The organism is Acidovorax cavernicola (assembly GCF_003581445.1).
Map to the genome: position 1 here is coordinate 162,713 of NZ_QXMN01000001.1, position 24,448 is coordinate 187,160.

At 69.3% G+C, this 24,448-nt stretch carries 23 protein-coding genes and 1 riboswitch; of the genes, 17 read left to right on the plus strand and 6 right to left on the minus strand.

The genetic code is table 11. From position 1 onward, the window contains the following. Positions 1 to 168: 168 nt before the first annotated feature. The 5 genes from D3H34_RS00755 (at position 169) to D3H34_RS00775 (ending at position 5,791) form a co-directional block, all read left to right on the plus strand. Positions 169 to 837 carry a GntR family transcriptional regulator gene (locus D3H34_RS00755; RefSeq protein ID WP_095947770.1) on the plus strand — a complete coding sequence of 223 codons (669 nt, stop codon included), beginning with the start codon at positions 169 to 171 and terminating at the stop codon, positions 835 to 837. 61 nt (positions 838 to 898) lie between these two features. Continuing rightward, positions 899 to 2,365: a malonyl-CoA decarboxylase gene (locus tag D3H34_RS00760; RefSeq protein WP_119551247.1), complete on the plus strand. Its 1,467-nt coding sequence runs from the start codon at positions 899 to 901 to the stop codon at positions 2,363 to 2,365. Between the two features lie 93 nt (positions 2,366 to 2,458). After that, complete coding sequence (locus tag D3H34_RS00765; RefSeq protein WP_119551249.1) at positions 2,459 to 3,448, plus strand: Bug family tripartite tricarboxylate transporter substrate binding protein; 990 nt, start codon at positions 2,459 to 2,461, stop codon at positions 3,446 to 3,448. After that, complete coding sequence (locus D3H34_RS00770) at positions 3,445 to 4,227, plus strand: enoyl-CoA hydratase/isomerase family protein (RefSeq protein ID WP_119551251.1); 783 nt, start codon at positions 3,445 to 3,447, stop codon at positions 4,225 to 4,227. The genes D3H34_RS00765 and D3H34_RS00770 overlap by 4 nt, the downstream gene beginning before the upstream one ends. 16 nt (positions 4,228 to 4,243) lie before the next feature. Then, entirely contained in the window at positions 4,244 to 5,791 is a 1,548-nt protein-coding gene (locus D3H34_RS00775; RefSeq protein WP_119551254.1) for a malonate--CoA ligase, read from the plus strand. Positions 5,792 to 5,812: 21 nt separating this feature from the next. Here D3H34_RS00775 and D3H34_RS00780 read toward each other — a convergent pair whose 3' ends face one another. Together D3H34_RS00780 and D3H34_RS00785 are read right to left on the minus strand one after the other, a co-directional pair. Next, on the minus strand, positions 5,813 to 6,877 hold the full coding sequence (locus D3H34_RS00780; RefSeq protein WP_119551256.1) for a phenylacetaldoxime dehydratase family protein: 1,065 nt from the start codon (positions 6,875 to 6,877) through the stop codon (positions 5,813 to 5,815). A gap of 17 nt (positions 6,878 to 6,894) precedes the next feature. Further along, positions 6,895 to 7,899, minus strand: coding sequence for a carbon-nitrogen hydrolase family protein (locus D3H34_RS00785; protein ID WP_119551258.1), 1,005 nt, complete (start codon positions 7,897 to 7,899; stop codon positions 6,895 to 6,897). A gap of 179 nt (positions 7,900 to 8,078) precedes the next feature. On the opposite strand from D3H34_RS00785, the gene D3H34_RS00790 reads away from it, so the two are divergent. After that, positions 8,079 to 9,041, plus strand: a complete 963-nt coding sequence (locus D3H34_RS00790) for an AraC-like ligand-binding domain-containing protein (RefSeq protein ID WP_119551260.1) — start codon at positions 8,079 to 8,081, stop codon at positions 9,039 to 9,041. A gap of 48 nt (positions 9,042 to 9,089) precedes the next feature. Here D3H34_RS00790 and D3H34_RS00795 read toward each other — a convergent pair whose 3' ends face one another. The 4 genes from D3H34_RS00795 to D3H34_RS00810 all read right to left on the minus strand — a co-directional run bounded on the left by D3H34_RS00795 (position 9,090) and on the right by D3H34_RS00810 (position 11,265). After that, positions 9,090 to 9,515: a universal stress protein gene (locus D3H34_RS00795; protein ID WP_119551262.1), complete on the minus strand. Its 426-nt coding sequence runs from the start codon at positions 9,513 to 9,515 to the stop codon at positions 9,090 to 9,092. A 73-nt stretch (positions 9,516 to 9,588) separates the two neighbouring features. Further along, positions 9,589 to 10,416 (minus strand): sulfite exporter TauE/SafE family protein, encoded by an 828-nt coding sequence (locus tag D3H34_RS00800; protein ID WP_119551264.1) that lies wholly within the window; start codon positions 10,414 to 10,416, stop codon positions 9,589 to 9,591. Positions 10,417 to 10,705: 289 nt separating this feature from the next. Beyond that, a complete protein-coding gene (locus tag D3H34_RS00805) occupies positions 10,706 to 11,041 on the minus strand; it encodes a cell division protein ZapA (protein WP_119551266.1) in 336 nt (111 codons plus the stop codon). Next, on the minus strand, positions 11,038 to 11,265 hold the full coding sequence (locus tag D3H34_RS00810) for a DUF904 domain-containing protein (protein ID WP_119551268.1): 228 nt from the start codon (positions 11,263 to 11,265) through the stop codon (positions 11,038 to 11,040). Before D3H34_RS00810 ends, D3H34_RS00805 begins: the two co-directional genes overlap by 4 nt. Before the next feature lie 132 nt (positions 11,266 to 11,397). After that, a riboswitch (cobalamin riboswitch) is annotated at positions 11,398 to 11,648 on the plus strand. 72 nt (positions 11,649 to 11,720) lie between these two features. Here D3H34_RS00810 and D3H34_RS00815 point away from each other — a divergent pair. From D3H34_RS00815 to cobN, 11 genes are read left to right on the plus strand one after another with little or no spacing between them, the layout of a single operon-like run. Continuing rightward, positions 11,721 to 13,673 carry a TonB-dependent receptor domain-containing protein gene (locus D3H34_RS00815; RefSeq protein WP_119551270.1) on the plus strand — a complete coding sequence of 651 codons (1,953 nt, stop codon included), beginning with the start codon at positions 11,721 to 11,723 and terminating at the stop codon, positions 13,671 to 13,673. Continuing rightward, positions 13,658 to 15,055 (plus strand): cobyrinic acid a,c-diamide synthase CobB, encoded by a 1,398-nt coding sequence (locus D3H34_RS00820; protein ID WP_119551272.1) that lies wholly within the window; start codon positions 13,658 to 13,660, stop codon positions 15,053 to 15,055. Before D3H34_RS00815 ends, D3H34_RS00820 begins: the two co-directional genes overlap by 16 nt. Further along, positions 15,042 to 15,620, plus strand: coding sequence for a bifunctional adenosylcobinamide kinase/adenosylcobinamide-phosphate guanylyltransferase (locus D3H34_RS00825; RefSeq protein WP_119551274.1), 579 nt, complete (start codon positions 15,042 to 15,044; stop codon positions 15,618 to 15,620). Before D3H34_RS00820 ends, D3H34_RS00825 begins: the two co-directional genes overlap by 14 nt. Beyond that, complete coding sequence (locus tag D3H34_RS00830) at positions 15,617 to 16,504, plus strand: ABC transporter substrate-binding protein (RefSeq protein WP_434057669.1); 888 nt, start codon at positions 15,617 to 15,619, stop codon at positions 16,502 to 16,504. The genes D3H34_RS00825 and D3H34_RS00830 overlap by 4 nt, the downstream gene beginning before the upstream one ends. Positions 16,505 to 16,509: 5 nt before the next feature. Next, positions 16,510 to 17,523, plus strand: coding sequence for a FecCD family ABC transporter permease (locus tag D3H34_RS00835; RefSeq protein ID WP_119551915.1), 1,014 nt, complete (start codon positions 16,510 to 16,512; stop codon positions 17,521 to 17,523). Beyond that, entirely contained in the window at positions 17,520 to 18,302 is a 783-nt protein-coding gene (locus D3H34_RS00840; RefSeq protein ID WP_119551276.1) for an ABC transporter ATP-binding protein, read from the plus strand. The genes D3H34_RS00835 and D3H34_RS00840 overlap by 4 nt, the downstream gene beginning before the upstream one ends. 49 nt (positions 18,303 to 18,351) lie before the next feature. Beyond that, complete coding sequence (cobO, locus tag D3H34_RS00845) at positions 18,352 to 18,921, plus strand: cob(I)yrinic acid a,c-diamide adenosyltransferase (protein ID WP_119551278.1); 570 nt, start codon at positions 18,352 to 18,354, stop codon at positions 18,919 to 18,921. Positions 18,922 to 18,925: 4 nt separating this feature from the next. Beyond that, complete coding sequence (gene bluB / locus D3H34_RS00850; protein WP_119551280.1) at positions 18,926 to 19,627, plus strand: 5,6-dimethylbenzimidazole synthase; 702 nt, start codon at positions 18,926 to 18,928, stop codon at positions 19,625 to 19,627. Then, positions 19,627 to 20,100, plus strand: a complete 474-nt coding sequence (locus tag D3H34_RS00855) for a MotA/TolQ/ExbB proton channel family protein (protein ID WP_095745109.1) — start codon at positions 19,627 to 19,629, stop codon at positions 20,098 to 20,100. The genes bluB and D3H34_RS00855 overlap by 1 nt, the downstream gene beginning before the upstream one ends. Continuing rightward, positions 20,097 to 20,450: a DUF2149 domain-containing protein gene (locus tag D3H34_RS00860; protein ID WP_119551282.1), complete on the plus strand. Its 354-nt coding sequence runs from the start codon at positions 20,097 to 20,099 to the stop codon at positions 20,448 to 20,450. Before D3H34_RS00855 ends, D3H34_RS00860 begins: the two co-directional genes overlap by 4 nt. After that, on the plus strand, positions 20,447 to 24,433 hold the full coding sequence (gene cobN / locus D3H34_RS00865; RefSeq protein WP_119551284.1) for a cobaltochelatase subunit CobN: 3,987 nt from the start codon (positions 20,447 to 20,449) through the stop codon (positions 24,431 to 24,433). Before D3H34_RS00860 ends, cobN begins: the two co-directional genes overlap by 4 nt. The last annotated feature ends 15 nt before the right edge of the window (positions 24,434 to 24,448 follow it).

Below are 24,448 nucleotides of genomic sequence, written 5' to 3' on the forward strand. Positions count from 1 at the left end.
GCGGCGCAGCACCTTCGGGGGCGCGCCGCTTTTTTTCGTTCGTCTCAGGGTAATTCCGAGTCGATAGGGCAGCGCGAGGCCCTTGCATCGCGTGAACAGTCCCCTCACAATTATGCGTAATTACAGGAAATTACGCGAAACGCCACCGGCTTCCCAAGTCCACAACGCATGCGCCTGGTCCCCAATTCCCTCCACGACGAAGTCGCCGCCACGCTGCGCGAGCAGATCTTCGACGGCACGCTGGCGCCCGGCAGCTTCGTGGACGAGGTGGCGCTGTGCGAGCGGCTGTCGATCTCGCGCACGCCGCTGCGCGAGGCGCTGAAGGTGCTCACCGCCGAAGGCCTGCTGCGCCACGAGCCACGCCGCGGCTGCTTCGTGAACGAGGTGACCGAGCGCGACCTCGACGAGATCTTTCCGGTCATCGCGCTGCTCGAAGGGCGCTGCGCCTACGAGGCCGCGCGCAACGCCAGCGACGCCGAGCTGAACGAGCTCGATGCGCTGCACGAGCGCCTGGTGCGCCACGCCAAGGCCAGGCGCATCAACGACTACTACGCCACCAACCACATCATTCACGAGGCGATCATCAAGCTCGCCGACAACAAGTGGCTGGCGCAGGTCATCGGCGACCTGCGCAAGATCTTGAAGCTCGCGCGGCTGCAGCAGCTGCACGCGCCGGGGCGGCTCGACCAGAGCCTGTCGGAGCACCTGGCCGTGTTCGCGGCGCTCAAGGCGCGTGACAGCGAGGGCGCCGACGCCGCCATGCGCACCCACATGACGCGCCAGCGCGAAGCCTTGCGCGAAGTGATGCAACAGCAGAAATCCCGGGTGATGCCGTGACACGCATCGCCATCACCACCCCCGTCACCCCTGACATGGCCAACGGCACAGGAGCAGATCGATGAGTGCGACCGAGTGGTTCCAGGCGCGCCTGCGCATGGGCGAATCGTCCAAGGTCCCCGTGGCGAGCAATGGCGCCGCGAAGGGCTCGGCCCGCCACACGCCTAAGCCCAGCGCCCGCACCACCGCCGAGCGGCTGCAGGCCACGCTGCGCAAGGCCGACGAGGCGCTGTCGCCGCGCACGCTGCGCCGCGTGCTGGCCGAGCTGCAGGCCGTGATCGATCCGCGCGTGAGCGAGGTCGAGGGCGGCCGCCGCGCCCATGCCATCGCGCAGGCCTACGCCGGCGCCTCGCCCGAAGAGCGTCGCGACTACTGGGCACTCATGAGCGAGCATTTCGCCGCCGATGCGGGCAAGCTCAAGACCGCGCGCGACCAGCACCAGAGCGCCGTCGGCACGCCCGACGAAGGGCAGGCCGAGCTGCGCCTGCGCCGCGCGCTGGTGTCGCCGCGCATGCGGCTGCTGCAGCGCTTCGCGGTGGAGCCCGGCGGCATGCGCTTCCTGGTCGATCTGCGTGCCGACTTGCTGCCGTGCCTGAAGTCCGACAAGCGCCTGCTCGCGCTCGAGGCCGAACTGGAGCACCTGTTTTCCACCTGGTTCGACGTGGCCTTCCTCGAACTGCGCCGCATCGACTGGGATTCGCCGGCCTCGCTGATCGAGAAACTCATCCGCTACGAAGCGGTGCACGACATCAAGAGCTGGTCCGACGTGAAGAACCGGCTCGACGACAGCGATCGCCGCTGCTACGGCTTCTTCCATCCGCGCCTGCCGAATGAACCGCTGATCTTCGTCGAGGTGGCGCTGGTCGACCGCATCAGCGACGGCATCACGCCGCTGCTCGACGAGGCCGCCGTGCCGGTGCAGCCGGCCAAGGCAACCACCGCGATCTTCTATTCGATCAGCAACACGCAAACCGGACTGCGCGGCGTGAGCTTCGGCGACTCGCTCATCAAGCGCGTGGTCGAGACCTTGCAGGACGAGCTGCCGCGCCTGAAGACCTTCGCCACGCTGTCGCCCATTCCAGGCCTGCGCGCCTGGCTCGCGAAGAACGCCGCCGAGCTGCTGCCGCGCCTGGACGAGAAGCGCGAAGCCGAGCTCGGCCGCCTCGTCGGTTCGGTGCCGCCCACCGCCGAGCGCCTGCTGGCGGCGGTGGATGCGGCGGCGGAACTCGATGCCAAGTCGCCGCTGCGCCAGTGGCTGCTGCAGGCCACCGCCGAATACCTGGGCCGCACGCTGGTCGACGGCACGCCGGCCGACCCGGTGGCGCGCTTTCACCTGGGCAACGGCGCGCGCGTCGAGCGCCTCAACTGGGCCGGCGACCCGTCGGCCAAGGGGCTCAAGCAGTCGTACGGGCTCATGGTCAACTACCTGTATGACCTCAAGCGGCTGGACCGGCATCGTGCTTGGCTGGCCGAGGGCAAGATCGCGGTTTCGGGAGACATCGAAGGCCTGTTCCTCAAGAAAGGCTGAGTCCGTTCGCTTCGCCGCGGCAGCGCTGCGGCCCGCACCTTGACCGCCGGAGGGCGGCAACATCCACAACGACGACGACAGGAGACAAGACAGATGACGCAACAGAGTTTTCAACGACGCGATGTTCTGCGCGCGGCCGCCGCTGCCGGGGCCGTAGCCCTTTGCGGTGGCGCGCGCGCGCAAGGGTGGCCGACCAAGCCGGTGACCATGGTGGTGCCGTTCCCGGCCGGTGGAGGCACGGACGCCTTCGCGCGGCCGCTGTCGGCCCAGTTCGCGCGTGCGGCAGGCCAGACGCTGGTCATCGACAACCGCGGCGGCGCGGGCGGCACCGTGGGTGCGAGCATCGCCGCCAAGGCGCCCGCCGACGGCTACTCGCTCTTCATGGGCGCGGTGCACCACGCCATCGCGCCGTCGATCTACCCCAAGCTCGACTACGACCTCGAGAAAGACTTCGTGCCCCTGATGTTGCTGGCCAACGTGCCGCAGGTGGTGGTGGTCAACCCGAAGCGGGTGCAGGCCGCGACCATCCAGGAGCTGATCGCCACTGCCAAGCGCAACCCTGGCAAGCTCAACTACGGCTCGGCCGGCTCGGGCACCTCGCACCATCTGGCGGGCGAGCTGTTCAAGCTGCAGACCGGCACCTTCATCACGCACATCCCGTACCGCGGCGCGGGCCCGGCGCTGTCCGACCTGATCTCGGGCAACGTCGACCTGATGTTCGACGGCCTGGGCTCGTCGGCGCAGCACATCAAGGGCGGGCGCATCAAGGCGCTGATGGTCGCGGGCGCCAAGCGCAACCCCGCATTCCCCGACGTGCCCTGCGCGGCCGAGGTCGGCCTGCCCGACTACACCGTTACCACGTGGTATGGCCTCTGGGCACCCAAGGGCACCCCGGCCGATGCGCAGACGCACATCATCGACACCATGAAGAAGGCGCTCGGCACCGACGAGCTGAAAGCCATCTGGGCCCAGAACGGCTCCGAGATTCCGAACGTCACGACCGGCGCCTACGGCAGCTTCATCAACGCCGAGATCAAGCGATGGGCCACCGTCGTGAAGGCCTCGGGCGCCAAGCTCGAATGACGGATCGGCAGGTCTCGCTGCGCCGCGAAGGCGCCGTGGCGGTCGTCACGCTGTCGAACCCGGGGCGCCTGAATGCCATGACGCGCGCCATGTGGCGCGAGTTGCGGGCGGTGTTCGACGGCCTGCGCAGCGATGACGGCAACGCCGCGCTGCGCTGCGTCGTCGTGCGCGGGGAGGGCGGTGCCTTCTGCGCGGGCGGCGACATTTCCGAGTACCCCTCGTTCCGCTTCGAAGAGGCGGGCCTGCGCGAATTCCACGAGAACGAAGTGTGGGCCGCGCTGCAGGCGATGCTCGACTGCCCGCAGCCGCTGGTCGCGCAGATCGAAGGCGCCTGCATGGGCGCGGGCGTCGAGATTGCGAGCTGCTGCGACATCCGCCTGGCCGGCGCCTCGTCGAAGTTCGGCGCGCCGATCGCGAAGCTTGGCTTTCCGATGGCGCCGCGCGAAGCCGCATTGGTGCATGGCGCCATCGGCGACGTGCTGGCGCGCGACATGCTGCTGGCCGCCGGCGTTCACGGCGCGCAGCGCTTGTACGACGCCGGTTTTCTCCTGCACGTGCTGCCCGACGCCGAGGTGCCGGCCGCCGCGCAGGCGCATGCGGCGCGCATCGCGGCGCTGTCTCCGCAGGCCGCGCGCCTGCACAAGGCCACCTTCACGGCGCTGAAGGCGGGCGGGGCCGCGGCGCAGCAATTGCTGGCCACGGCCTACGACTACGCCGACTCCCCCGAACACCGCGAAGGCATCGACGCCTTCCTGGCCAAGCGCACCCCGAATTTTTGACTTTTCGAGCTGTCCGATGAAGAAGAAAGCCTCTCCTCCCAACGCCAATCTGTTCGCCGCGCTGCGCGCAGCATTCCCCGCCGATCTCGACGCCATTGCGGTCGAGACCGACAACGGCCTGCACTATTCGTGGCGCGACCTCGACCGCGCCAGCGCGATGATCGCCAACCTGCTCGACGGCCTGAAGCTCGAGAAGGGCGCGCGCGTCGCGGTGCAGGTCGAGAAATCGGTCGAAGCCATGCTGTTGTACCTCGCGACCCTGCGCGCGGGCTACGTCTTCCTGCCGCTCAACACGGCCTACCAGAGCGCCGAGATCGAATACTTCATCGGCAACGCCGAGCCCGCCGTGGTCGTATGCACTGGCCGCAACGCGGCCTGGGTGCGACCCATTGCCGAGGCGGCCGGCACGCGCCATGTGTTCACGCTGGACGACGACCGCACCGGCACACTGCTCGATGCGGCGGCGCGCTGCAGCGACAAGCACACCGTGGCCATCAAGAAGGCCGACGACCTCGCCGCCATCCTCTACACCAGCGGCACCACGGGCCGCAGCAAGGGCGCGATGCTCACGCACCGCAACCTGCTGTCGAACGCCGAGGTGCTCAAGACCTACTGGGGCTGGAAGAAGGGTGACGTGCTCATTCACGCGCTGCCCATCTTCCACGTGCACGGCCTGTTCGTGGCGCTGCACGGCGCGCTGCTCAACGGCAGCAAGATCCTGTGGTTTTCGAAGTTCGACCCGAAGCGCATCGTCGCCAAGCTGCCCGAGGCCACCGTGTTCATGGGCGTGCCCACGCTCTATGTGCGCCTGCTGGCCGAGCCGGGCCTCACGCGCGAGGCCGTGCGCAACATGCGTCTGTTCGTCGCCGGCTCGGCGCCGCTCCTGATCGAGACCTTCGACGAATGGCGCGAGCGCACCGGCCATACCATCCTCGAACGCTACGGCATGAGCGAGACCGCCATGCTCACGTCCAACCCGTATGACGCCGCCAAGGGCGAGCGCCGCGGCGGCACCGTTGGCTTCGCGCTGCCCGGCGTGCAACTGCGCGTTCGCGACGACGAAGGCAAGGACCTGCCGACGGACGAGATCGGCGGCATCCAGGTGAAGGGCCCCAACGTGTTTGCCGGCTACTGGCGCATGCCCGAGAAGACGAAGGAAGAATTCACCGCCGACGGCTTCTTCAAGACCGGCGACGTGGGCAAGATCGACGCGCGCGGCTACATCACCATCGTCGGGCGCAGCAAGGACCTGATCATCAGCGGCGGCTACAACGTCTACCCGGCCGAGATCGAGGGCTACATCAACGAGATGGCCGGCGTGGCCGAAAGCGCGGTGATCGGCGTGCCGCACCCCGACTTCGGCGAAGTCGGCGTGGCCATCGTGATCCCCAAGTCGGGCGCGACCGTCGATGCAGATGCGATCGTGGCGGAACTCAAGGCCAAGCTTGCGAACTTCAAGATCCCGAAGCGCTGCTTCGTCGTGCCGGAACTGCCGCGCAACACGATGGGGAAGGTGCAGAAGGCGCTGCTGCGGGCAGAGCACAAGGAACTGTTCGCAGCCTGAGCTCCGCGGCGCGCACGGTCTTCAGGCGGCGGGCGCGAGCCCGTTCATCAGCCCGCTGCGCGCGTGGCAGTTGATGTACTCGTAGCTTTGCTCGTCGGCCTTCAGCACCGACACCTCGTGGTACAGGCGCAGGCGCAGATCGAAGTTCAGCGCCTGCACGTAGCGCATGAAGCTGCCGAAGATCGCGACGTGCGTCGGGTGTGACTCGGCCCAGCGCTCCATGTCGGCCAGCGAACGCCAGTAGCTCAGGCCGAAGGATTTCTGCAGCGGCGCACCGTGTGCGTCGAGGTGCTGCATGAAGCGGTTGCTGTAGCAGCCGATCGGCAGGCCCTGGTCGCGCAGGAAGTCCATGCCTTCGCGCAGGACCGGGGCCATGTCTTCGAGGTAGAGCTGGCGCTCCTGGCCGGTGGTCTCGGTCCACTCCTGGCCCGAGCGGATCATCGCGATGTGCGTGTGACCCGCGACGCGCACGCGCTGGCCAGGGGCCGGCGTGCCGGCGATCACCGCGCGCGTGCCCGAGGGCGCGAGCGCGTCCGTCTGGGCGAGCGGGAGTCGATCGCGCATCGATCCCCAATAGCCGTGCTCCCGCAGTTCACCGCTCACGCCGCCCATCACCACGCCGACGCCCTCGAGGCGGTCGGGCGTGCTGAACAGGGTCTCGAAATGGTCGGTGCGCGGAGACGCGATCTCGCGGAAGTAGCCAAGCCCTTCATGCAGTCGCTCGTCGGCGTTCCACCAGGCCTCGATGGCGGGCGTGGCACACCAGCGCTCGAACGCCGCCGCGTCGGGCCAGTAGGCGATGGCGATCATGTTGTCGAAGCCGTCGGCGTCGACGCAGTGCGTCAGGTCGTGGTGGCCGGGGCCGTCGGGCAGGGCGAAGTCGCGGGCGATCTTCATGAGCGCGGCGCAGGCCCGGCCCTGCATCGCCGGGCCGTGTGACTGCACGCCGAAGTAGCCCATCACGACCTGCTGCGTCGCCGCAGGCGCGCGCGCCGACCAGCCGGGGTAGGGCGGGGCGTAGTCGTTGCCCATGCGGCGCTCGTGCGTGCGCGGGCAGCGCAGGTGTTCGGGAATGGCCGATTCCATGGTGCGGCTCCGTCGGTTCAGGCCGCGACCGGCTCGGGCGCGCTGCCCTCGGGCTCCGGCGTGAGCTGCACCACCACGGGCGTGCGCCGCGTCTTGTTCAGCAGCAGCTGCGTGACGTCGGGTCTCGAATAGTGGCCGCTCGGGTCGGCCGCCGCCTTGGCGAGCGCGATCATGCCCAGGTCGATGTCGGCGATCACCAGGCCTTCGGCGTCCTCGGCCAGCGGCGTGCCCAGCGGCGAGCCGTCCGGGGCGTAGATGCGTGCGTGCCCGCCGCCGACGCCCAGCATCTGCCGCTTGCCGTCGTCGGTGCACATCAGCTCGCTCATGGCCTTCGACACGGTGGCGCAGGGCGCAATCACGAAGCAGCCGCCCTCGACCGCATACACCTGGCTCGCGGCGTTGTTGACTTCGTGGCCCAGCGCGTAGGCCGCGCCGCGGTAGAGCGAGAAGCTCGGCCATGCGCCGCAGTGGATCTGCTCGTTCTGTGCATACATGGCGTACTTGCTCAGCGGCTGCAGGTGCTCCCAGCAGCACAGCGAGCCGATGTTGCCCAGCGGCGTCTCGACCACGTGCAGGTCGGCACCGTCGCCTTCGCCGAACACGGTGCGCTCCACGTGCGTGGGCTTGAGCTTGCGGCGCGTCTGCACGGTGCGGCCCTGGTCGTCGATCAGGGCCTGCGCGATGTAGAGGCTGCCCGCCGCTTTCTCGCTGTAGCCGAGCGACAGCCAGATCCTGTGCTGGCGCGCCGCGGCCTGCAGGCGCTCGAACTCGGGCGAGCCGATGACCAGCGAGTTGTCGTGGTAGCGCTGCACGAACTGCATGCCCCACGCCGGCGAATCGAGCCAGACCCACCACGGGTAGCCGGGCACCCAGGTCTCGGGAAAGGCGATGAGCTGCACGCCCTGTTTCGCGGCTTGCGCCATCAGCTCGATGGTCTTGTCGATGGTGGCGTCGAGGTCGAGGAACACGGGGGCGGCCTGCACGGCGGCGACGCGCAGCTTGGGGTGGACGGTGGTAGGCATGAGGGGTTCTCCTGGGTGCAAGGAACGTAACGAAATCCCCGTCGTGCGCACCGGGTTTGCGCGGTGGCATGCGGGTTGCATGAAGCGTAAATTCGCGCCGCCGGAACGCCTTGACCCGGATTGGCGGCGTTCTTGTTCCAGCGTTGCATGTGCCTTGCCAAGGCATTCCGAGGACCCCGATGACCCCCTTGCTCAGCACCGATGCCGTCTCGCGCGACCAGCGGCTCGCGTACTGGACCGACATGATCTGCAACGTCTACGTGCAGCTCGAATGCGACGCGGTGCGCACCGGCGACGGTGGCGACTTCGAGGGCAGCATCCGCCAGCACGCGCTGCCCGGCCTCGGCATGTCGGTCGTGACCTCGCGGGCGCAGAAGGTGATGCGCACGCCGGGCCATATCGCGGCGTCGAGCGACGATTGTTTTCTGGTGAGCATCCAGGCGCGCGGGCAGGGTGTGGTGCGCCAGGACGGGCGCGATGCCGTGCTCGGCGCTGGCGACTTCGCGTTGTACGACAGCACGCGGCCCTATCAGCTGCTGTTCGACCAGCCCTTCGAGCAGATCGTGCTCAAGCTGCCCGGCGAGCGGCTGCGCAGCGAGCTGCGCGACACCGAGGCGCTCACGGCCACCACGGTGTCAGGGCGCGAGGGCGCGGGGCACCTGTTACTGGGCATGATCCGCACGTTGCGCGAGGACTTCGACGCGCTGCAGCCGGCCTCGGCGCTGGCGGTGGCCCATGGCGTGCAGAACATCCTCGTGGCCGGCCTGCAGACGCTGCCCGCCGCGCACGCACCGGCGCTCAGCAACCTCACGGCGTACCACCTCGGGCGCGTGAAGCAGCGCATCGACGAGCAGCTGGCCGATCCGACGCTGTCGGTGGGCACGCTGGCGGCGCAACTGGGCATGTCGGTGAGCCATATCCACCGCGTGTTCAAGAGCGAGCCGCTGACGCCCTCGCAGTACATCTGGGAGCGCCGGCTCGACGCGTGCAGCCGCGACCTGCTGGAGCCGCGCCTGGCAGGGCGGCCGGTGGGCGAGATCGCGTACGGGCGGGGGTTCAACGACGCGGCGCATTTCAGCCGCGCGTTTCGCGAGCGCTTCGGATGTTCGCCGCGCGAATGGCGGCGGCAGCGCGCGCAGTAGGGGCTGCGGCAACGGCGCATCGGCCGCTGCCGGGGCGGGCGGTTTCTCTTACTGGACCAGCAGCACCGAGATGTCGGTCTCGGCCACGACCTTGGTCGCCACCGAGCCCATCAGCGCGCGGCCCAGGATGCCGTGGCCATGCGTGCCCAGCACGATCAGCTCGGCCTTCGATTCGGTGGCCGACTTGAGGATTTCCTCGGCCGCATGGCCGTGGCGCGCATCGGCGGTGTAGTTGGTCACGCCCTTGTCGGCGAACCAGGCCTTCACCGGGTCGAGCACCTTGGCGTTTTCCTCGGCGTAGTAATCGGCAACGATTTCCTTGCTGAGGTGCCGCGCCACGTGACCGGAGACACCGGTGCAGACGTTCACCACCACCAGCTCATGGCCGTCCACGAACATGGCGCGGTTGGCGAGCAGGTAGTTGAGGGCTTTTTGCGTGTAGGCGCTGCCGTCGACGGCAATGAGGATTTTCATGGCTTTCCTTATACGACTGTGAACAACCGCTGCATAGGATGGCACAGGAAAGCCGGGGAATGTTTGATATGCCTCAGCCGCGCAGGCCCTTCCAGAGCATGTAGGCGGCCAGCAGGTACAGGATGCTCGCGAACACGCGCTTGAGCTTCTTCACCGGCAGGCTGTGCGCGGCCTTCGCGCCCAGCGGTGCGGTGAGCACGCTGCAGGCCGCGATCACCACGAGCGCTGGCAGCCAGATGTAGCCGAAGGCACCGGCCGGCAGGCCCTGCACCGACTGGCCGCTGAGCACATAGCCCAGCACGTTGGCCACCGCGATCGGAAAGCCCAGCGCCGCGCTGGTCGCCACCGCGTTGTGGATCGCCACGTTGCACCACGTCATGAACGGCACGCTGATGAAGCCGCCGCCCGCGCCGACCAGGCCCGAGATGAAGCCGATGGTGCCGCCCGCCGCGAGCTGGCCGCCGGTGCCAGGCATCTGCCGCGTCGGCTTGGGTTTCTTGTCCAGGAACATCTGCGTGGCCGAGAAGCCCACGAACAGCGCGAAGAAGATGGCCAGCGCCGTGCCCTTGAGCAGCGCGAACACGCCCAGGCTGCCCGCGAGACTGCCGACGACGATGCCCGGCGCCAGGCGCTGCACGATGTCCCAGCGCACCGCACCGCGCTTGTGGTGCGCGCGCACGCTCGACACCGACGTGAAGATGATCGTCGCCATCGAGGTCGCGATCGCCATCTTCACCGCCAGGTCGGCCGGCACGCCGCGCTGGCTCATGATGACCGTGATGAACGGCACCATCAGCATGCCGCCGCCGATGCCCAGAAGGCCTGCGAGGAAACCGGTGCCCAGCCCGAGGGCGGCGAGTTCGGCGATCAGGAACGGGTCGAGCAGGGCGGCGAAGTTCACGGGCGGATGGGGAAAGGATCGACTGAAAAAGCAACGGCCCCGTGCGGTGAAGCAGGGGGCCGTGGCGGGAAAAGGTGTCTGCAGATGGTGTGCCGGACCCGCATCCTGAACCAGGGTTCAGGTGGGCGAGGGCAGCAAGACTTCGGGTTCATCTGACGCGAGATGATCACGCCCGTCTAGCGATGTACCAAGCCCGGCTCCGGAGAGCATTGGAACAAGGAAATATTAAGCCCGACACGTCTGCAGACAAGGTGGATTTTACGCCTCGTAGATGACGTGCCGCGTTCCTTCAGAGCAAATGTCCATCGCCCGCCAGGGCCTGATCGAGTCTCTGAATGAGCTGGGCGGCCTTCGGGTCGGTGTCGCCGGAACTCTCTTCGGTGCTGACGGGAGCGGCAGGCGCCGGTGCGGCCGCCGCAGCGGCCTGTTGGGCTGCGAGATCGAAAGCCAGGTTCAGCGAGGCCAGCACGGCGATGCGGTCGCGTGCCTTCACCTTGCCCGCGTCGCGGATCTTGCACATGGCCGCGTCCACGCGGTCGACGGCTTCGCGCAGTTGTGCTTCGCCGCCGTCGGGACAGCCGAGCAAATAGCTCTGGCCCATGATCTGTACTTCAATCTGCTTCATGCGTGATGGGAATCTTCGGAGGGAGGTGCTGCCGGCAGCTGTTCGAGCAGGGCATCGAGGCGGGTGCGGGCCGCGGCGAGCCGCGACTTCAGGCCGTCGCGTTCACGCGTGAGCGCATCGACCTGTTCCTGCAGCAGCGCGTTGGTGCGCTGCACCTCTTCGTGACGCACGAGCAGGCGTTCCACACGCTCGGCGATCTGGTCGATGGGGCTGGAGGCGGGCATGGTTGGCGATTGTAGTTTCCCGGGAATTCGGAAGGTCCGGCGCACCGCGCGGGGCGTGCGCCAGACGTGGCCGAGATTCTGGGGCCTGCGCCGTCCGCGATCAAACCGGGTGTGGCGTACCCGCCCTGTAGGCCTAAAATCTCACCCGTTGGTGCTCGCGGCGTGGTTCACACGGCGCAGTTCAACGGGAAGCAGGAGTGAACGCCCCCGAATCCGGGACCCGGCCGAAGCCGCCTGCGCTGCCCCCGCAACGGTCAAGCAGACGACGCCGCAATGCGTCACCCCTTTCCATCCAGCCACTGGGCGCCCTGAAACAGGCGCCTGGGAAGGCGGCAAAGGGTCGATCTGCCAGCCCGGATACCGGCCAACAAGGCGGCTGCCGCATCGGCAGCCATGACGCCCAGGGCGCCGGCGGGGAAGCCGGCCAGGGCATTGATGTTCGTTCGGTTCACCCCATGATTTCCTGTGTTTCCCTCTCCAGCGGCCGCGCCAGCGTGCGCCGCAGCCGTCCCGCGTGCCTGCCGCTCACGTTGGCCCTGGCCTCGGCCTTCGGCGGCCTGGCCCTGGTGCCGCTGGCCGCGCAGGCGCAAGCCGCAGCAGCCGCTCCCGCCACGCTCGACGAGACCGTCGTCACCGCCAACCGCACGCCGCAGGCGCTGTCGGAACTGGTGGGCGATGTTTCCATCGTCGACCGCAAGACCATCGAGCGCAGCGGCGCCACCGGCGTGGCCGACGTGCTGTCGCGCCTGCCCGGCATGGAGATCACGCGCAGCGGCGGCGTGGGCAACACCACCAGCGTGTACATCCGCGGCGCGGAAACGCGCTTCACCGCGGTCTACCTGGACGGCGTGCGCATCGATTCGCAATCGACCGGCGGCGCCGGCTGGGAAGGCATTCCGCTGTCGCAGATCGACCGCATCGAAGTGCTGCGCGGCCCGGCCGCCGCCGTGTACGGTTCGGACGCCGTGGGCGGCGTGATCCAGCTCTTCACCAAGCGCGGCGAAGACGGCGTCTCGCCTTACGCCGGCATCGGCTTCGGCAGCCACGGCCTGCGCAAGATCGAAGGCGGCGTGAGCGGCAAGTCGGGCCTGCTCGACTACTCGTTCGGCGTGGCGCACGAAGAGAGCAAGGGCTTCAACGTCCAGCCGATCGCCAAGCGCACGCCCTCGAAGGACGGCTTCACCAGCCCCGACCGCGATGGCTACCGCAGCACCTCCGGCAACCTGAAGCTGGGCTTCCAGATCACGCCCGACCAGCGCATCGACGCGACCTTGCTCACCAGCGACATCAACGCCGGCTACGACCCGTCGGTGAGCTTTCGCACCAAGCCGCCGATCACCTTCCGCGACGACGTGTCGAACAACACGCTGCGTACCGCCGGCCTGACCTGGTCGGCCAAGTGGAACGACATCTACAGCACGCGCCTGCAGGTGACCGATTCCGAAACCGTCTACAAGACCCAGCCCTCGTTCTATCGCACCGAGACCCGCCTGCGCGGCTACCTGTTCCAGAACGAATTCCGCTTCGGCCCGCACCTGGTGACAGCCACGCTCGAGCGCCGCGAAGACGCGCTCGAGAACGCGCCGACCACCTCGGCCAAGCTGTTCTCGCGCGATCGCTCGCAGAACGCCGCCGCATTGGGCTACGGCTACGTGAAGGGCCCGCATTCGCTGCAGTTGCATGTGCGTCACGACGACGACAGCGAATTCGGCGGCAAGACCACCGGCAGCGCCGCCTACGGTTACGCCATCACGCCGAGCCTGCGCGCCACCGTGTCGGCCGGCACCGCGTTCCGCGCGCCCACGCTGTACCAGCGCTTCAGCGAGTACGGGCTGGCGAGCCTGCAGCCCGAATCGAGCCGTAACGTCGAGCTGGGCCTGCAGTACACCGCGGGTGCCACGCAGGCCGGCATCGTGCTGTACCGCAACCGCGTGCAGAACCTGATCGTGTTCGACGGCAGCGCCAAGGGATGCCAGTCGTCCTTCGGCTGCTACGCCAGCACGGCGCGCGCGCGCTACCAGGGCGTGACGCTCACGGGCGGCCACCGCATCGGCGACGTCACGCTGCGCGCCTCGCTCGACTACCAGGACCCGCGCGACCTCGCCACCGACAACCTGCTGGCGCGCCGCGCACGGGCCCACGGCACGCTGGGCGCCGACTGGCGCATCGCCGGCTGGACGCTGGGCGCCGAGATCCAGAGCTCGGGCAAGCGTTTCGACGACGCGGCCAACACCGTCAAGCTCGGCGGCTACACGCTGCTCAACCTGTCGGCCAGCAAGCAGATCATGCGCGACCTGAACCTCGTGGCGCGCGTGGACAATGTCGGCGACAAGGACTACCAGTTCGCACGGCTCTACGCCAACGGGGGCCGCACCGCGTACGTCGGACTCAAGTGGACACCGCAATAAGCCCCCGCCGTTTCTCGCCCGGCGCCGCCGCCACCTGCGCTGCGGTGCTCGTGGCCGCGCCGGCCTCGGGGCAGGGCAAGACCACCGTCGCGGCCGCGCTCGCGCGGCTGCATGTGCGCCAGGGCCGCCGCGTGCGGGCCTTCAAGTGCGGACCCGACTTTCTCGATCCGCACTGGCTCGCGCTGGCCACCGGTGCACCGGTGCATTCGCTGGACCTGTGGATGACCGGCGAGGCCGACTGCCGCGCGCGCCTGCATGCCGCCGCGTGCGAGGCCGACCTGGTCATCATCGAAGGCGTGATGGGCCTGTTCGACGGCACGCCCAGCGCGGCCGAACTCGCCGAGCGCCTGGGCCTGCCTGTGATCGCCGTGATCGACGCGCAGGCCATGACCGGCACCTTCGGCGCGCTGGCCTACGGCCTGCAGAACTTTCGCCCGCGCCTGCCCTGGGCCGGCGTGCTGGCCAACCGCGTGGCCGGCGAGCGCCATGCAGAGATGCTGCAGGATGCGTTGCGCGATCGCCGCGACTGGCTCGGCGCCTTGCCGCGCAGCGCCGACTTCGCACTGCCCGAGCGCCACCTGGGGCTGGTCGGCGTCGCCGAACTCGACGACGCCATGACACGGCTCGATGCCGCGGCCGACGTGCTGGCCGCCACGCCGCTGGGGCAACGCGCGCCCGCGCAGCTGCCGCAGGTGCGCTTCGAGCCTGCGGCCGCCGCGCCCATCGCGCCGCTGCTGGCCGGACGCACCATCGCCATCGCGCGCGACGCGGCGTTTTCGTTCATCTACCCGGCCAACCTCGACGTGCTCGAAGCCCTCGGCGCGCGGCTTGTGTTCTTCTCGCCGCTGGCCGACGAGCCGCTGCCGCCTTGCGATGCCGCCTGGCTGCCCGGCGGCTATCCCGAGCTGCATGCGCCGGTGCTGTCGGCCAGCGACCGGCTGCGGCTCTCGCTCGCGAACCACGTCACGGCCGGCAAGCCGATCTGGGCCGAATGCGGCGGGATGATGGCGCTGTTCGACGAACTCGCCACCCGTGACGACGCCGAACCGCAGGACGTGCACCGCCTCTGGGGCGTGCTGCCGGGGCGGGCGGTCATGCAGAAGCGGCTGGCCGGTCTCGGCCCGCAGCAGCTCGACCTGGGTGCACACGCCTTGCGCGGCCACACCTTCCACTACTCGCGCTGCGAGACGCCGCTCGCGCCTGCCGCACGCACCGTCGGCACGCGCGGCGGCGAGGCGCTGTACGTGCACGGCCCCGTGCGCGCGAGCTACTTCCATGCGTGGTTCGCGTCCAGCCCGGAAGCGACCGCGCGGCTCTTCGGCGCCATGCCCCTCGAACTCGACAGCCACGCCGCACAGGCGTCTTCCGATGCCCCTCATTGAGCACGAATTCATCCTCGGCGGCCAGAAAAGCGGCAAGTCGCGCCGCGCCGAACAGCGTGCAGCCGACTGGCTGGCCGCTGCGTCCACGCCGCGCCGCGCAGTGCTGATCGCCACCGCGCAGGCGCACGACGACGAGATGCGCGAGCGCATCGCGCGCCACCAGAGCGACCGCGCCGAGCGCGTGCCCGGCCTGCAGACCCTCGAGGAACCGATCGAGCTGGGGCGCGCCATCGTCACGCAGAGCGCGCCCGATACGCTCGTGGTGGTCGATTGCCTCACGCTCTGGCTCACCAACCTGCTGATGCCGCTGCGTACCGAAGGCGCCGCGGTGGTCACGCGCACACCTTCGGCGCACGCCACGCTGCTTCTCATCGCGCTGCGCGAGGCGCGCGGGCCGGTGGTGCTGGTCGGCAACGAGATCGGCCTGGGCGTGATCCCGCTGGGCCGCGAGACCCGCGCCTTCGTCGACGTGCTCGGTCGCCTGAACCAGGACGTGGCGGCAGCCTGTCACCGCGTGACGCTGATGGCCGCCGGCCTGCCGCTGACGCTGAAGGCGCCCGCATGAGGCGCGGCTTCGCGTTCATGAAGACGTGGGTGCGCGCGTCGATGCTGGGGCTTGCGCTGCTGCTGGGCGCGCAGGTGGCGCAGGCCGTCGATGTGGTCGACGAACGCGGTGTCACCGTGAGCCTGCCGCAGCCTCCGCAGCGCATCGTTTCGCTGCTGCCGTCGCTGACCGAAGGTGTCTGTGCGCTCGGCGCCTGCAACCGGCTGATCGGCGTCGACCGCTATTCCAATTCGCCCGCGCAGGTGCGCGCGCTGCCGCAGCTCGGCGGCGGGATCGACCCCAATGTCGAAGCCGTCGTGGCGCTCAAGCCCGATGTGGTGTTGCTGGCCAAGTCGTCGCGCGTCACGCAGCGGCTTGAAACGCTGGGCCTGAAGGTGATCGTGCTCGAACCCAAGAGCCACGCCGATGTGCGGCGTGTGCTCGGCGCACTCGACCAGGTGCTCGGCACGCACGAGGCGCCCGCCGTGTGGCGCGTCATCGACGCGGCCGTGTCGGCTGCGGCGCAGTCGCTGCCTGCCAGCGCCAGGGGCCTGCGTGTGTACTTCGAGGTCAACACCGGGCCGTATGCGGCAGGCGATTCGTCCTTCATCGGCGAGACGCTCGCGCGGCTGGGCGTGAAGAACATCGTGCCGGCATCGCTCGGACCCTTTCCCAAGCTCAACCCCGAATTCGTGGTGCGCGCGAATCCCGACCTCATCATGGTCAGCGTGCGCAGCGCGATGGGGCTGGAGCAACGTCCTGGCTGGGGCAGCATCCGCGCGGTGCGCGAAGGACGCGTGTGCCGCTTCGATGCCGAGCAGACCGATGTGGTCGTGCGCCCCGGCCCGCGCATGGACGAGGCCGCGCGCCTGATGGCGCAGTGCCTGACGGACAAGGGCCGGTGAGCGGCATGCAGCATTCTGCGCATCTGCGTCGCGTGCTGCTGCTTGGTGCCGGCTTGCTGGTGCTGGGCGCGGCGTTGCTGCTCTTCGGGCTCGGCATTGGCAGCACCGGCTTCCAGAGCCTGCTGTCCGCGCGGCACGATCCCATCGCGCTGCAGATCGTCTGGGACATCCGCCTGCCGCGCACCCTCGGCGCGTGGCTCGCGGGCGCGCTGCTCGGGCTGGCGGGCGCGGTGGCGCAGGGGCTGTTCCGCAATCCGCTGGCCGACCCGTACCTGCTGGGCAGTGCGTCGGGCGCGTCGCTCGCCGTGGCACTGGCGCTGATGCTGTTCGGTGGTTCCGTCACCAGCACGCAATGGGTGATGCGCCTCGGGCTCACGGGCGCGGCCTTCGTCGGCGCCGTGGCCGCGGTGCTGCTCACGCTTACGTTGGCGCGCGGTGTGCAGCAGACCTTGCGGCTGCTGCTTGCGGGCGTGATCGTCGGTGTGGTGCTGGGCGCTGCGAAAGACCTCATCACCATCGCCTCGGCCGACATTCTCCAGGCGCTGCAGGGCTTCGTGCTCGGCAGCACCGGGCTGGTCGGCTGGGCCGCTTGTGCCGTGATGGCTGCGGTCGGCGCGGCCTGCCTGCTGCTGGCCTGGGCGCTCGCCCCGGTGCTCGACGGCCTAGCGCTGGGCGAGGCCACGGCGCGCAGCCTCGGCTTGCCGCTGGGCGCCATGCGCGCCGCGCTGGTGGCGGTGCTGGCGCTGGCGACCGGCGCCGCCGTCGCGCAGACCGGCCTGATCGCCTTTGTCGGTCTGGCCGCCCCGCACCTGGTGCGCTCGGTGGTCAAGACCACGCATGCGCGATTGATCGTGCTGTCGGCCCTCATGGGCGGCCTGTTGCTGATGGCGGCCGACCTGCTGGCACGCTGGCTGATCGCACCACAGGAACTGCCGGTGGGCGTGCTCACCGCGGTGCTCGGCGGCAGCTACCTGCTGTGGCTGATGCACCGGCGCGGCGCGAAGGGCGGTGGCCTGTGAGCCGCACCCCATCCGCCGCGCTCGAAGCGCACGGCCTCAGCGCCACCCTCGGGTCGGTCGAGGTGCTGCACGGCATCGACCTGTCGCTCGCGGTCGGTCGCTGGACCAGCATCGTCGGCCCGAACGGCGCGGGCAAGTCGACGTTGCTCAAAGCGCTGGCCGGTCTGCTCGCACACCGCGGCGAGGTGCGGCTGTTCGGTGAGGCGCAAGCCGCAGTGCCGGCCCGCGTACGCGCACGACGCCTCTCGTGGCTGGGCCAGAGCGGCATGGGCGAGGGCAGCGCCGACGACCTGATGGTCTACGACGTCGCCATGCTCGGCCGTCTGCCGCACCAGCGCTGGCTGGCGGCGCCGAGCGAAACCGATCGCGACGCCGTCGAACGTGCGCTGCGCAGCACCCAGGCCTGGGAGTGGCGCGACCGTCCGCTGGGTCAACTGTCCGGCGGCGAACGCCAACGTGTGCTGCTGGCGCGTGCGCTGGCGGTCGAGGCCGAACTGCTGCTGATGGACGAGCCGCTCGCCAACCTCGACCCGCCGCATCAGGCGGACTGGATGCAGACGACGCGCGAACTTGTTGCCCAGGGTCGCACGGTGGTCAGCGTGTTGCACGAGCTGCCGATGGCGCTGGCGGCGGACGAGCTGGTGGTGATGAACCGGGGGCGGGTGGTGCACCACGGTGCCTGTGCCGACCCTGCGACCCACGCTGCGCTGGAGCAGGTGTTCGATCACCGGATTCGTGTCCATCGCGTGGCGGACCAATGGATTGCGCTGCCGCGATGACGCCTGCTGGCTTTGACTGCGCCGCACATCAGGAAAAACGGAAACCCTCATGCAAATAGAAACTCCCCCCAGCGAAAAGCCCTACGAAAAGCCCGAAGGCGAACGCCGCGGCATCGTCATCGTCAACACCGGCGACGGCAAGGGCAAGAGCACCGCCGCATTCGGCCTCGCCCTGCGCGCCCACGGCCGTGGCAAGGCCGTGAAGATCTACCAGTTCATGAAGGTGCCTTCGGCCCGCTTCGGCGAGCACCGCATGTTCGAACAGATCGGCATCCCCATCGAAGGCCTGGGCGACGGCTTCAGCTGGAAGAGCCAGGACCTCGAACGCTCCGGCCAGCTTGCACGCGACGGCTGGGAAAAGGCCAAGGCCGCGATCCTGTCGGGCGAGTACTTCCTGGTGGTGCTCGACGAGATCACCTATCCGCTGATCTACGGCTGGCTGCCGCTGGAGGGCGTGCTCGAGACCTTGCGCGCACGCCCGAAGCACGTGCACGTCGCGCTCACCGGTCGCCGCTGCCCGCCCGAGATCATCGAGCTGGCCGACACCGTGACCGAGATGCAGATGGTCAAGCATGCGTTCAAGGCCGGTATCCCGGCGCAGCGCGGCATTGAAGATTGACCTCATGACGAATGCGTTCGCGGCCGATGAAGCGAAGGCGGTCTACCGCGCCATCCAGGAGAGGCGTGACATGCGTCACTTCGCGGGCGGCGAGGTGGCGCCCGAGGTGCTGCGTCGCCTGCTCGAGGCCGCGCACCATGCGCCCAGCGTCGGCTTCATGCAGCCGTGGCGTTTCATCCGCGTGCGCGGCGAAGGGTTGCGCCGGCAACTGCACGATGTGGTCGAGCGCGAACGCGTGCTCACCGCCCGCGCGCTCGGCCAGCGCGAAGACGAGTTCATGCGCCTCAAGGTGCAAGGCGTGCTCGACGCCGCCGAGCTGCTGGTGGTGACGCTGGCCGACGGCCGCGAACAGCATGTGTTCGGGCGCCGCACCCTGCCGCAGATGGACCTGGCCTCGGCCTCCTGCGCCATCCAGAACCTCTGGCTCGCGGCGCGCGCCGAAGGGCTGGGCATGGGCTGGGTGTCGCTGTTCGATCCGGCCGAGGTCGGCGTGCTGCTCGGTCTGCCCGAAGGTGCCGAACCGATCGCCTTGCTGTGCCTGGGCCCGGTGCATGCGTTCTACGAAGAGCCGATGCTGCAGCGCGAACGCTGGGCCAGGCGTGCGCCGCTGGCTTCGCTGGTGTTCGACGAAAGCTGGGGCCGGCCTTCGGACCTGTTCGATCCGCTGTCTTCGTCCTCTTCGTCTTCTCCCGTGGAGCCCACCTGATGCTGGCCTTCGACACCGTTCTCTTCGAACTCGCGCGCCTGTTCCTCTGGCCCGTGACACTCGGTGTGCTGCTGTCCTTTGTCTATGCGGTGTACTGCCTCGGCGCCTTCGGCATTGAATGGTGGCAGCGTCGCCGCGACCCGTCGCGCGCGCTGGTGCTGCAGCGGCATGCGCAGGCGAGCCAGGAACAGATGGAGCTGGTCGTGCTCAAGCAGCTCGAAGGCGTGCGCCTGTGCAGCCGCGTGGCGCCGATGCTGGGGCTGATCGCCACCATGATCCCGATGGGGCCCGCGCTCGTGGCCGTGGCCTCGGGCGAATCGCAGGGTGTGGCGCAAAGCCTGGCGCCGGCGTTCGCGGCCGTGATCGTGGCGCTGGCCTCGGCCTCGATCACCTTCGTGGTCTACACCGTGCGCCGCCGCTGGCTCATGCGCGAACTGGTGATGCTGCTTGATGCGCGGGACCGGTTGTCATGAGCCGCAGGCAGTTCTCCATCCTGAGCAGTCTCGACAGCGACGACGACGACCCGGTGCTCTCGACCATCAACCTGATCGACGTCTTCATGGTCGTCATCGGCATGCTGATGATCGCAGTGATCAACAACCCGGTGAATCCGTTCTCTCAGGACAAGGTGACGATCATTCGTCACGAGGGCCAGCCCGACATGGAGATCATCACGCGCGAAGGCCAGAAGGTCACGCGCTTCAAGGCCAGCGGCGCGACGGGGCAGGGCGATGGCGAGAAGGCCGGCACTGCCTGGCGCCTGAAGGATGGCACGATGATCTACGTGCCGGCGGACGCGGTGCCGGCGTCGGGCGGGAAGTGACGCGTCTTTTCGTCTTCTGGCTCTTGTGCCTGATGGCGCAGCCTGCGGTGGCGGCCGAATCTCGCGTGGTGGTGTTGAGCACGGCGCTGGTGTCGCCCGCGCGCATGGTGCGGCTGGAGGCGGCGGCGCATGCAGCGGGTGTGCCGTTGCAGGTGGTGTCGGCCGCGCAGGGCACGACCGACGCGCTGGCTGCTGCGCTCGACGGTGCGCGACTGCTGGTCATCGATGCGCCGCACCTCAGCGTCGCCCAGTCGGCGGCTGCGCGCTTCGGCGACGTCATCGCGCGCAGTGCCGTTCCCTATGTGCAGATCGGAGAGTTCGCGCTCGTGGCAAAAGGACAGACGCCGCCCGAGGTGCCGCCGCTCGCGGCCGAGCGCGGCGTCGATGCGGCCTGGGCGCAGCGCCTGCGTGCCTACTGGCGCTTTCCGGGCGAAGCGAACCTGAAAGCCTCGGTGCGGGCCATGGCACCGGTCGGCGATGCAACCGGGCTGCCCGACCCCGTGCCGATGCCGCTTGCGGGCTTCTATCACCCGGACTGGCCGCGCGTCGAAAACACCATCACGGCGGTCGAGGCGCTGCCGGCCGGCCAGGGCACTGTCGCCATCGCGGTCAACAGCGCCACGCTCACCGGTGACGACACCGACTGGCTCGATCGCCTGATCGGCACGCTTGCGCAGCGCGGCCTGCGCGCCTATGCCTTCTACGGCCCGCGCCAGCAGAAAGACCTGTTCTTTCGCATGACCCACGCCGATGGGGACGACCGTCGCGTGGCCGACCTCCTCATCAACGCCGCGCTGGTGTTCAGCCCCAACGAACGCAAGGCCGAACTCGAACGCATCGGCGTGCCCGTGCTGCAGACCCTGCCTTCGCTGGCCATGGACGCGGCGCAATGGGCGCGCAGCAAGGACGGCCTGGCGCAGACCGACATCGCGGCCTACTACAGCCCGAGCGAACTCGCAGGCATGACCGACCCGATGCTGGTCACCGCGCGCGACGCCGCCGCCGGCAGCCTTCAGCCGCTGCCCGCGCAGATCGACGCCGTGGCCGACAAGGCCGCCGCGCTGCTGCGCCTGCGCCGCACACCTGCGGCGGAGCGCCGCGTGGCGATGCTGGTCTACAACTACCCGCCGGGCGAGGCCAACTTTGGTGCATCGTTCCTCAACGTGCCGCGCAGCGTCGACCGGATGCTGTCGGCGATGCAGGCAGCCGGCTATCGCACCGAAACGCCGGGCGCGGACGCAGTGATTGCGCAGGTGCAGGCCACCATGAAGGCCTACTACCCGGCGAAGGAGGGCGGCGACGCACTGCAGCCGTTGCTGGATCAGGGGCTGGCCGACACGCTGCCGCTGTCGCAGTACCTCGCGTGGTTCCGCGCACTGCCCGTGGAGACGCAACGGCGCATCGAGGCCTACTGGGGCCCGCCCGAAGCATCGACCATGCTGCGGCCCGTGGCCGGCGCGCCGGCCTTCGTGGTGCCGCGCGTGCAGTTCGGTCACGTGGTCGTGCTGCGCCAGCCGCCGCGCTTCGAGCCCGGCACGCAGGTCGCCGACAAGGCGCAGCAGGTGTACCACCGCGCGGCCGTGCCGCTGAGCCACGGTTACCTCGCGACCTACCTCTGGCTGCGCACCCGCTTCGGTGCCGACGCGTTGGTGCACATGGGCACGCACGGCACGGTCGAGTGGTCGGCGGGCAAGGAGCGCGGGCTGTCTGTGCAGGACGATCCGCTGCTCGCGCTGGGCGATGTGCCGAACGTCTACCCGTACATCATGGACAACCTCGGCGAGGCGACCACCGCCAAGCGCCGTGGGCGCGCGACGATGGTGAGCCATTCGACGCCGATGTTCGCGCCTGCGGGCTTCCGCCCCGGCGTGCGGGAGCTGCATGACCGCCTGCACGACTGGGAAACGCTGTCGCCCGGCGCGGTGAAGACGGCGATGGAGCGGCGCCTCACCGCCGACTTCGTTGCCCAACACTACGACCGCGACCTGCAGTGGACGCCTGCACGCATCCGCGCCGATTTCGCCGGCTTCGTCGCCGTGCTGCATCCGTACCTCGATGAACTCGCGCAGACCGCGCAGCCACTGGGCCTCGCGACCTTCGGCGAAGCGCCCGATGCGCAGCGACGGCGGCAGACGATCCTGCAGATCCTCGGCAAGTCCGTGGCGCAGGCGATGGGCGAGGACCTGGATGAGATGTTTCTCACCGATGCGCAGGGCATCGCCGGGTCCGCGCCCGCGCGTTGGCTGGAAGCCGTGCTGGCCGGCAAGGACACTGCTGACGCTGAGCCTTTGCGCGCCCTCGCTGCAAGAGCCCGCGCGCTCGATGCGGTACTGGCCCACAACGAGGAAATCGAAGGCCTGCTCACTGCGCTCGACGGCCGCTACCTGAAGTCCCGCTACGGTGGCGATCCGGTGCGCGACCCCGACAGCCTGCCGACCGGCCGCAACCTCTACGGCTTCGACCCCAGCCGCGTGCCCACGCGCGCGGCGTGGGATACCGGTGTCGCCGCGATGGACGACTGGATCGCCGCGCATGCCCGCACCCATGGCGGGCGTCCGCCACAGAAGATCGCCTTCACGCTCTGGGCCGGCGAGGCCTCGCGCCATCAGGGCGTGACCGAAAGCCAGGCCTTTCACGCGCTCGGCGTGAAGCCGCGCTGGGACGAGGCGGGGCGCATGGTCGGCATCGAGATCGTGCCGGCGGTGGTGCTGAAACGGCCGCGCATGGACGTGCTGATCAGCGTCACCGGCTCCTATCGCGACCAGTTCCCGCACGTGATGCGCTGGCTGGACGAGGCCGTGCAGCAGGTGGCCGCGCTCGACGAGCCCGGCAACGCCGTTGCGCAGCACAGCGATGCGATGGCGCGCAAGCTGCGCGCCGAGGGCGCGACGGTTGCGGAGGCGCAGCGCTGGTCGACCGCGCGCGTGTTCTCGAACGAGCAGGGCAGCTACGGCGCCGGGCTGGAAGAAGCGGTGCTCGCCACCGAACTTTGGAAGGGCCAGCAGCGCGGCGGCGGTGATGCGCAGATGGCCGGGCTCTACATGGACCGCATGGGCCATGCCTACGGGCGCGGCCTCGACGGCGCCACGCGTGTGGGCGCTTTCGCGGGCAACCTCGCGCAGGTCGATGCGGCGCTGATGGCGCGCACCTCCAACCTCTATGGCGTGCTGACCAACGACGACCCGTTCCAGTACCTGGGCGGCATCGCGCTGGCCGTGCGCCATCTCACGGGCAAGGACCCGGCGCTGTACGTGCAGAACCTGCGCGACGGCGCCTCGGTGCGCACCGACACCGCCACCGGCACCATCGCGCGCGAAATGCAGACGCGCTACCTGCATCCTCAGTGGATCGAGGCGCAGAAGGCCGAGGGCTACAGCGGTGCGCTGCAGGTGCTCAAGACCGCGCAGTTCCTCTGGGGCTGGCAGGCGACCGCGCCCGCGGCCGTGCGTGCGGACCACTGGCAGTCGCTGCACGAGGTCTATGTGCGCGACAGCTACAAGCTCGGCACGCGGCAGTGGCTGGAGCGCGAGAACCGCGCCGCCTTCGCGCAGACGCTGGAGCGCATGCTCGACGCCGTGCGACTGAACTACTGGACGCCCGATGCCGCGACGCGGCGCGAGCTGGCGCAGGCCTACACGGAGGCGGTGCGCGCCACGGGGTTGCGCGAGCGGAACGAAGCGGTGCAGCGGTTTGCGCAGGCTGCGCTGGCGCCAGCGCCCTTGACGGTGACCGCGCCTGCTCCGGTCGTCGTTTCGCCCATCGCACCCGTTGCGGCGGCGACGCCTGCGCCCGATTCGCCAGCCACACCAGACCTGGCACAGCCCGTGACCGGCCTCCAGCTGAAACCCATCGCCGACAGCCCATCGCCCCCGCCGCCTTCCGCCGTGCTGCCGCGCCTGCTTGCCGCGTTCGGCGCCGCCTTGTTGTTGGCCGCCGGCGCGTTGGTGCAATGGCGACGCGGCCGGGCTGTGCCCGCTGCCTGATTCACGAGAATGCCT

Coding starts and splice junctions, on each gene's coding strand:
- D3H34_RS00755 (WP_095947770.1), top strand. CDS start 169: ATGCGCCTGGTCCCCAATTCCCTCCACGACGAAGTCGCCGCCACGCTG.
- D3H34_RS00760 (WP_119551247.1), top strand. CDS start 899: ATGAGTGCGACCGAGTGGTTCCAGGCGCGCCTGCGCATGGGCGAATCG.
- D3H34_RS00765 (WP_119551249.1), top strand. CDS start 2,459: ATGACGCAACAGAGTTTTCAACGACGCGATGTTCTGCGCGCGGCCGCC.
- D3H34_RS00770 (WP_119551251.1), top strand. CDS start 3,445: ATGACGGATCGGCAGGTCTCGCTGCGCCGCGAAGGCGCCGTGGCGGTC.
- D3H34_RS00775 (WP_119551254.1), top strand. CDS start 4,244: ATGAAGAAGAAAGCCTCTCCTCCCAACGCCAATCTGTTCGCCGCGCTG.
- D3H34_RS00780 (WP_119551256.1), bottom strand. CDS start 6,877: ATGGAATCGGCCATTCCCGAACACCTGCGCTGCCCGCGCACGCACGAG.
- D3H34_RS00785 (WP_119551258.1), bottom strand. CDS start 7,899: ATGCCTACCACCGTCCACCCCAAGCTGCGCGTCGCCGCCGTGCAGGCC.
- D3H34_RS00790 (WP_119551260.1), top strand. CDS start 8,079: ATGACCCCCTTGCTCAGCACCGATGCCGTCTCGCGCGACCAGCGGCTC.
- D3H34_RS00795 (WP_119551262.1), bottom strand. CDS start 9,515: ATGAAAATCCTCATTGCCGTCGACGGCAGCGCCTACACGCAAAAAGCC.
- D3H34_RS00805 (WP_119551266.1), bottom strand. CDS start 11,041: ATGAAGCAGATTGAAGTACAGATCATGGGCCAGAGCTATTTGCTCGGC.
- D3H34_RS00810 (WP_119551268.1), bottom strand. CDS start 11,265: ATGCCCGCCTCCAGCCCCATCGACCAGATCGCCGAGCGTGTGGAACGC.
- D3H34_RS00815 (WP_119551270.1), top strand. CDS start 11,721: ATGATTTCCTGTGTTTCCCTCTCCAGCGGCCGCGCCAGCGTGCGCCGC.
- D3H34_RS00825 (WP_119551274.1), top strand. CDS start 15,042: ATGCCCCTCATTGAGCACGAATTCATCCTCGGCGGCCAGAAAAGCGGC.
- D3H34_RS00830 (WP_434057669.1), top strand. CDS start 15,617: ATGAGGCGCGGCTTCGCGTTCATGAAGACGTGGGTGCGCGCGTCGATG.
- D3H34_RS00835 (WP_119551915.1), top strand. CDS start 16,510: ATGCAGCATTCTGCGCATCTGCGTCGCGTGCTGCTGCTTGGTGCCGGC.
- cobO (WP_119551278.1), top strand. CDS start 18,352: ATGCAAATAGAAACTCCCCCCAGCGAAAAGCCCTACGAAAAGCCCGAA.
- bluB (WP_119551280.1), top strand. CDS start 18,926: ATGACGAATGCGTTCGCGGCCGATGAAGCGAAGGCGGTCTACCGCGCC.
- D3H34_RS00855 (WP_095745109.1), top strand. CDS start 19,627: ATGCTGGCCTTCGACACCGTTCTCTTCGAACTCGCGCGCCTGTTCCTC.
- D3H34_RS00860 (WP_119551282.1), top strand. CDS start 20,097: ATGAGCCGCAGGCAGTTCTCCATCCTGAGCAGTCTCGACAGCGACGAC.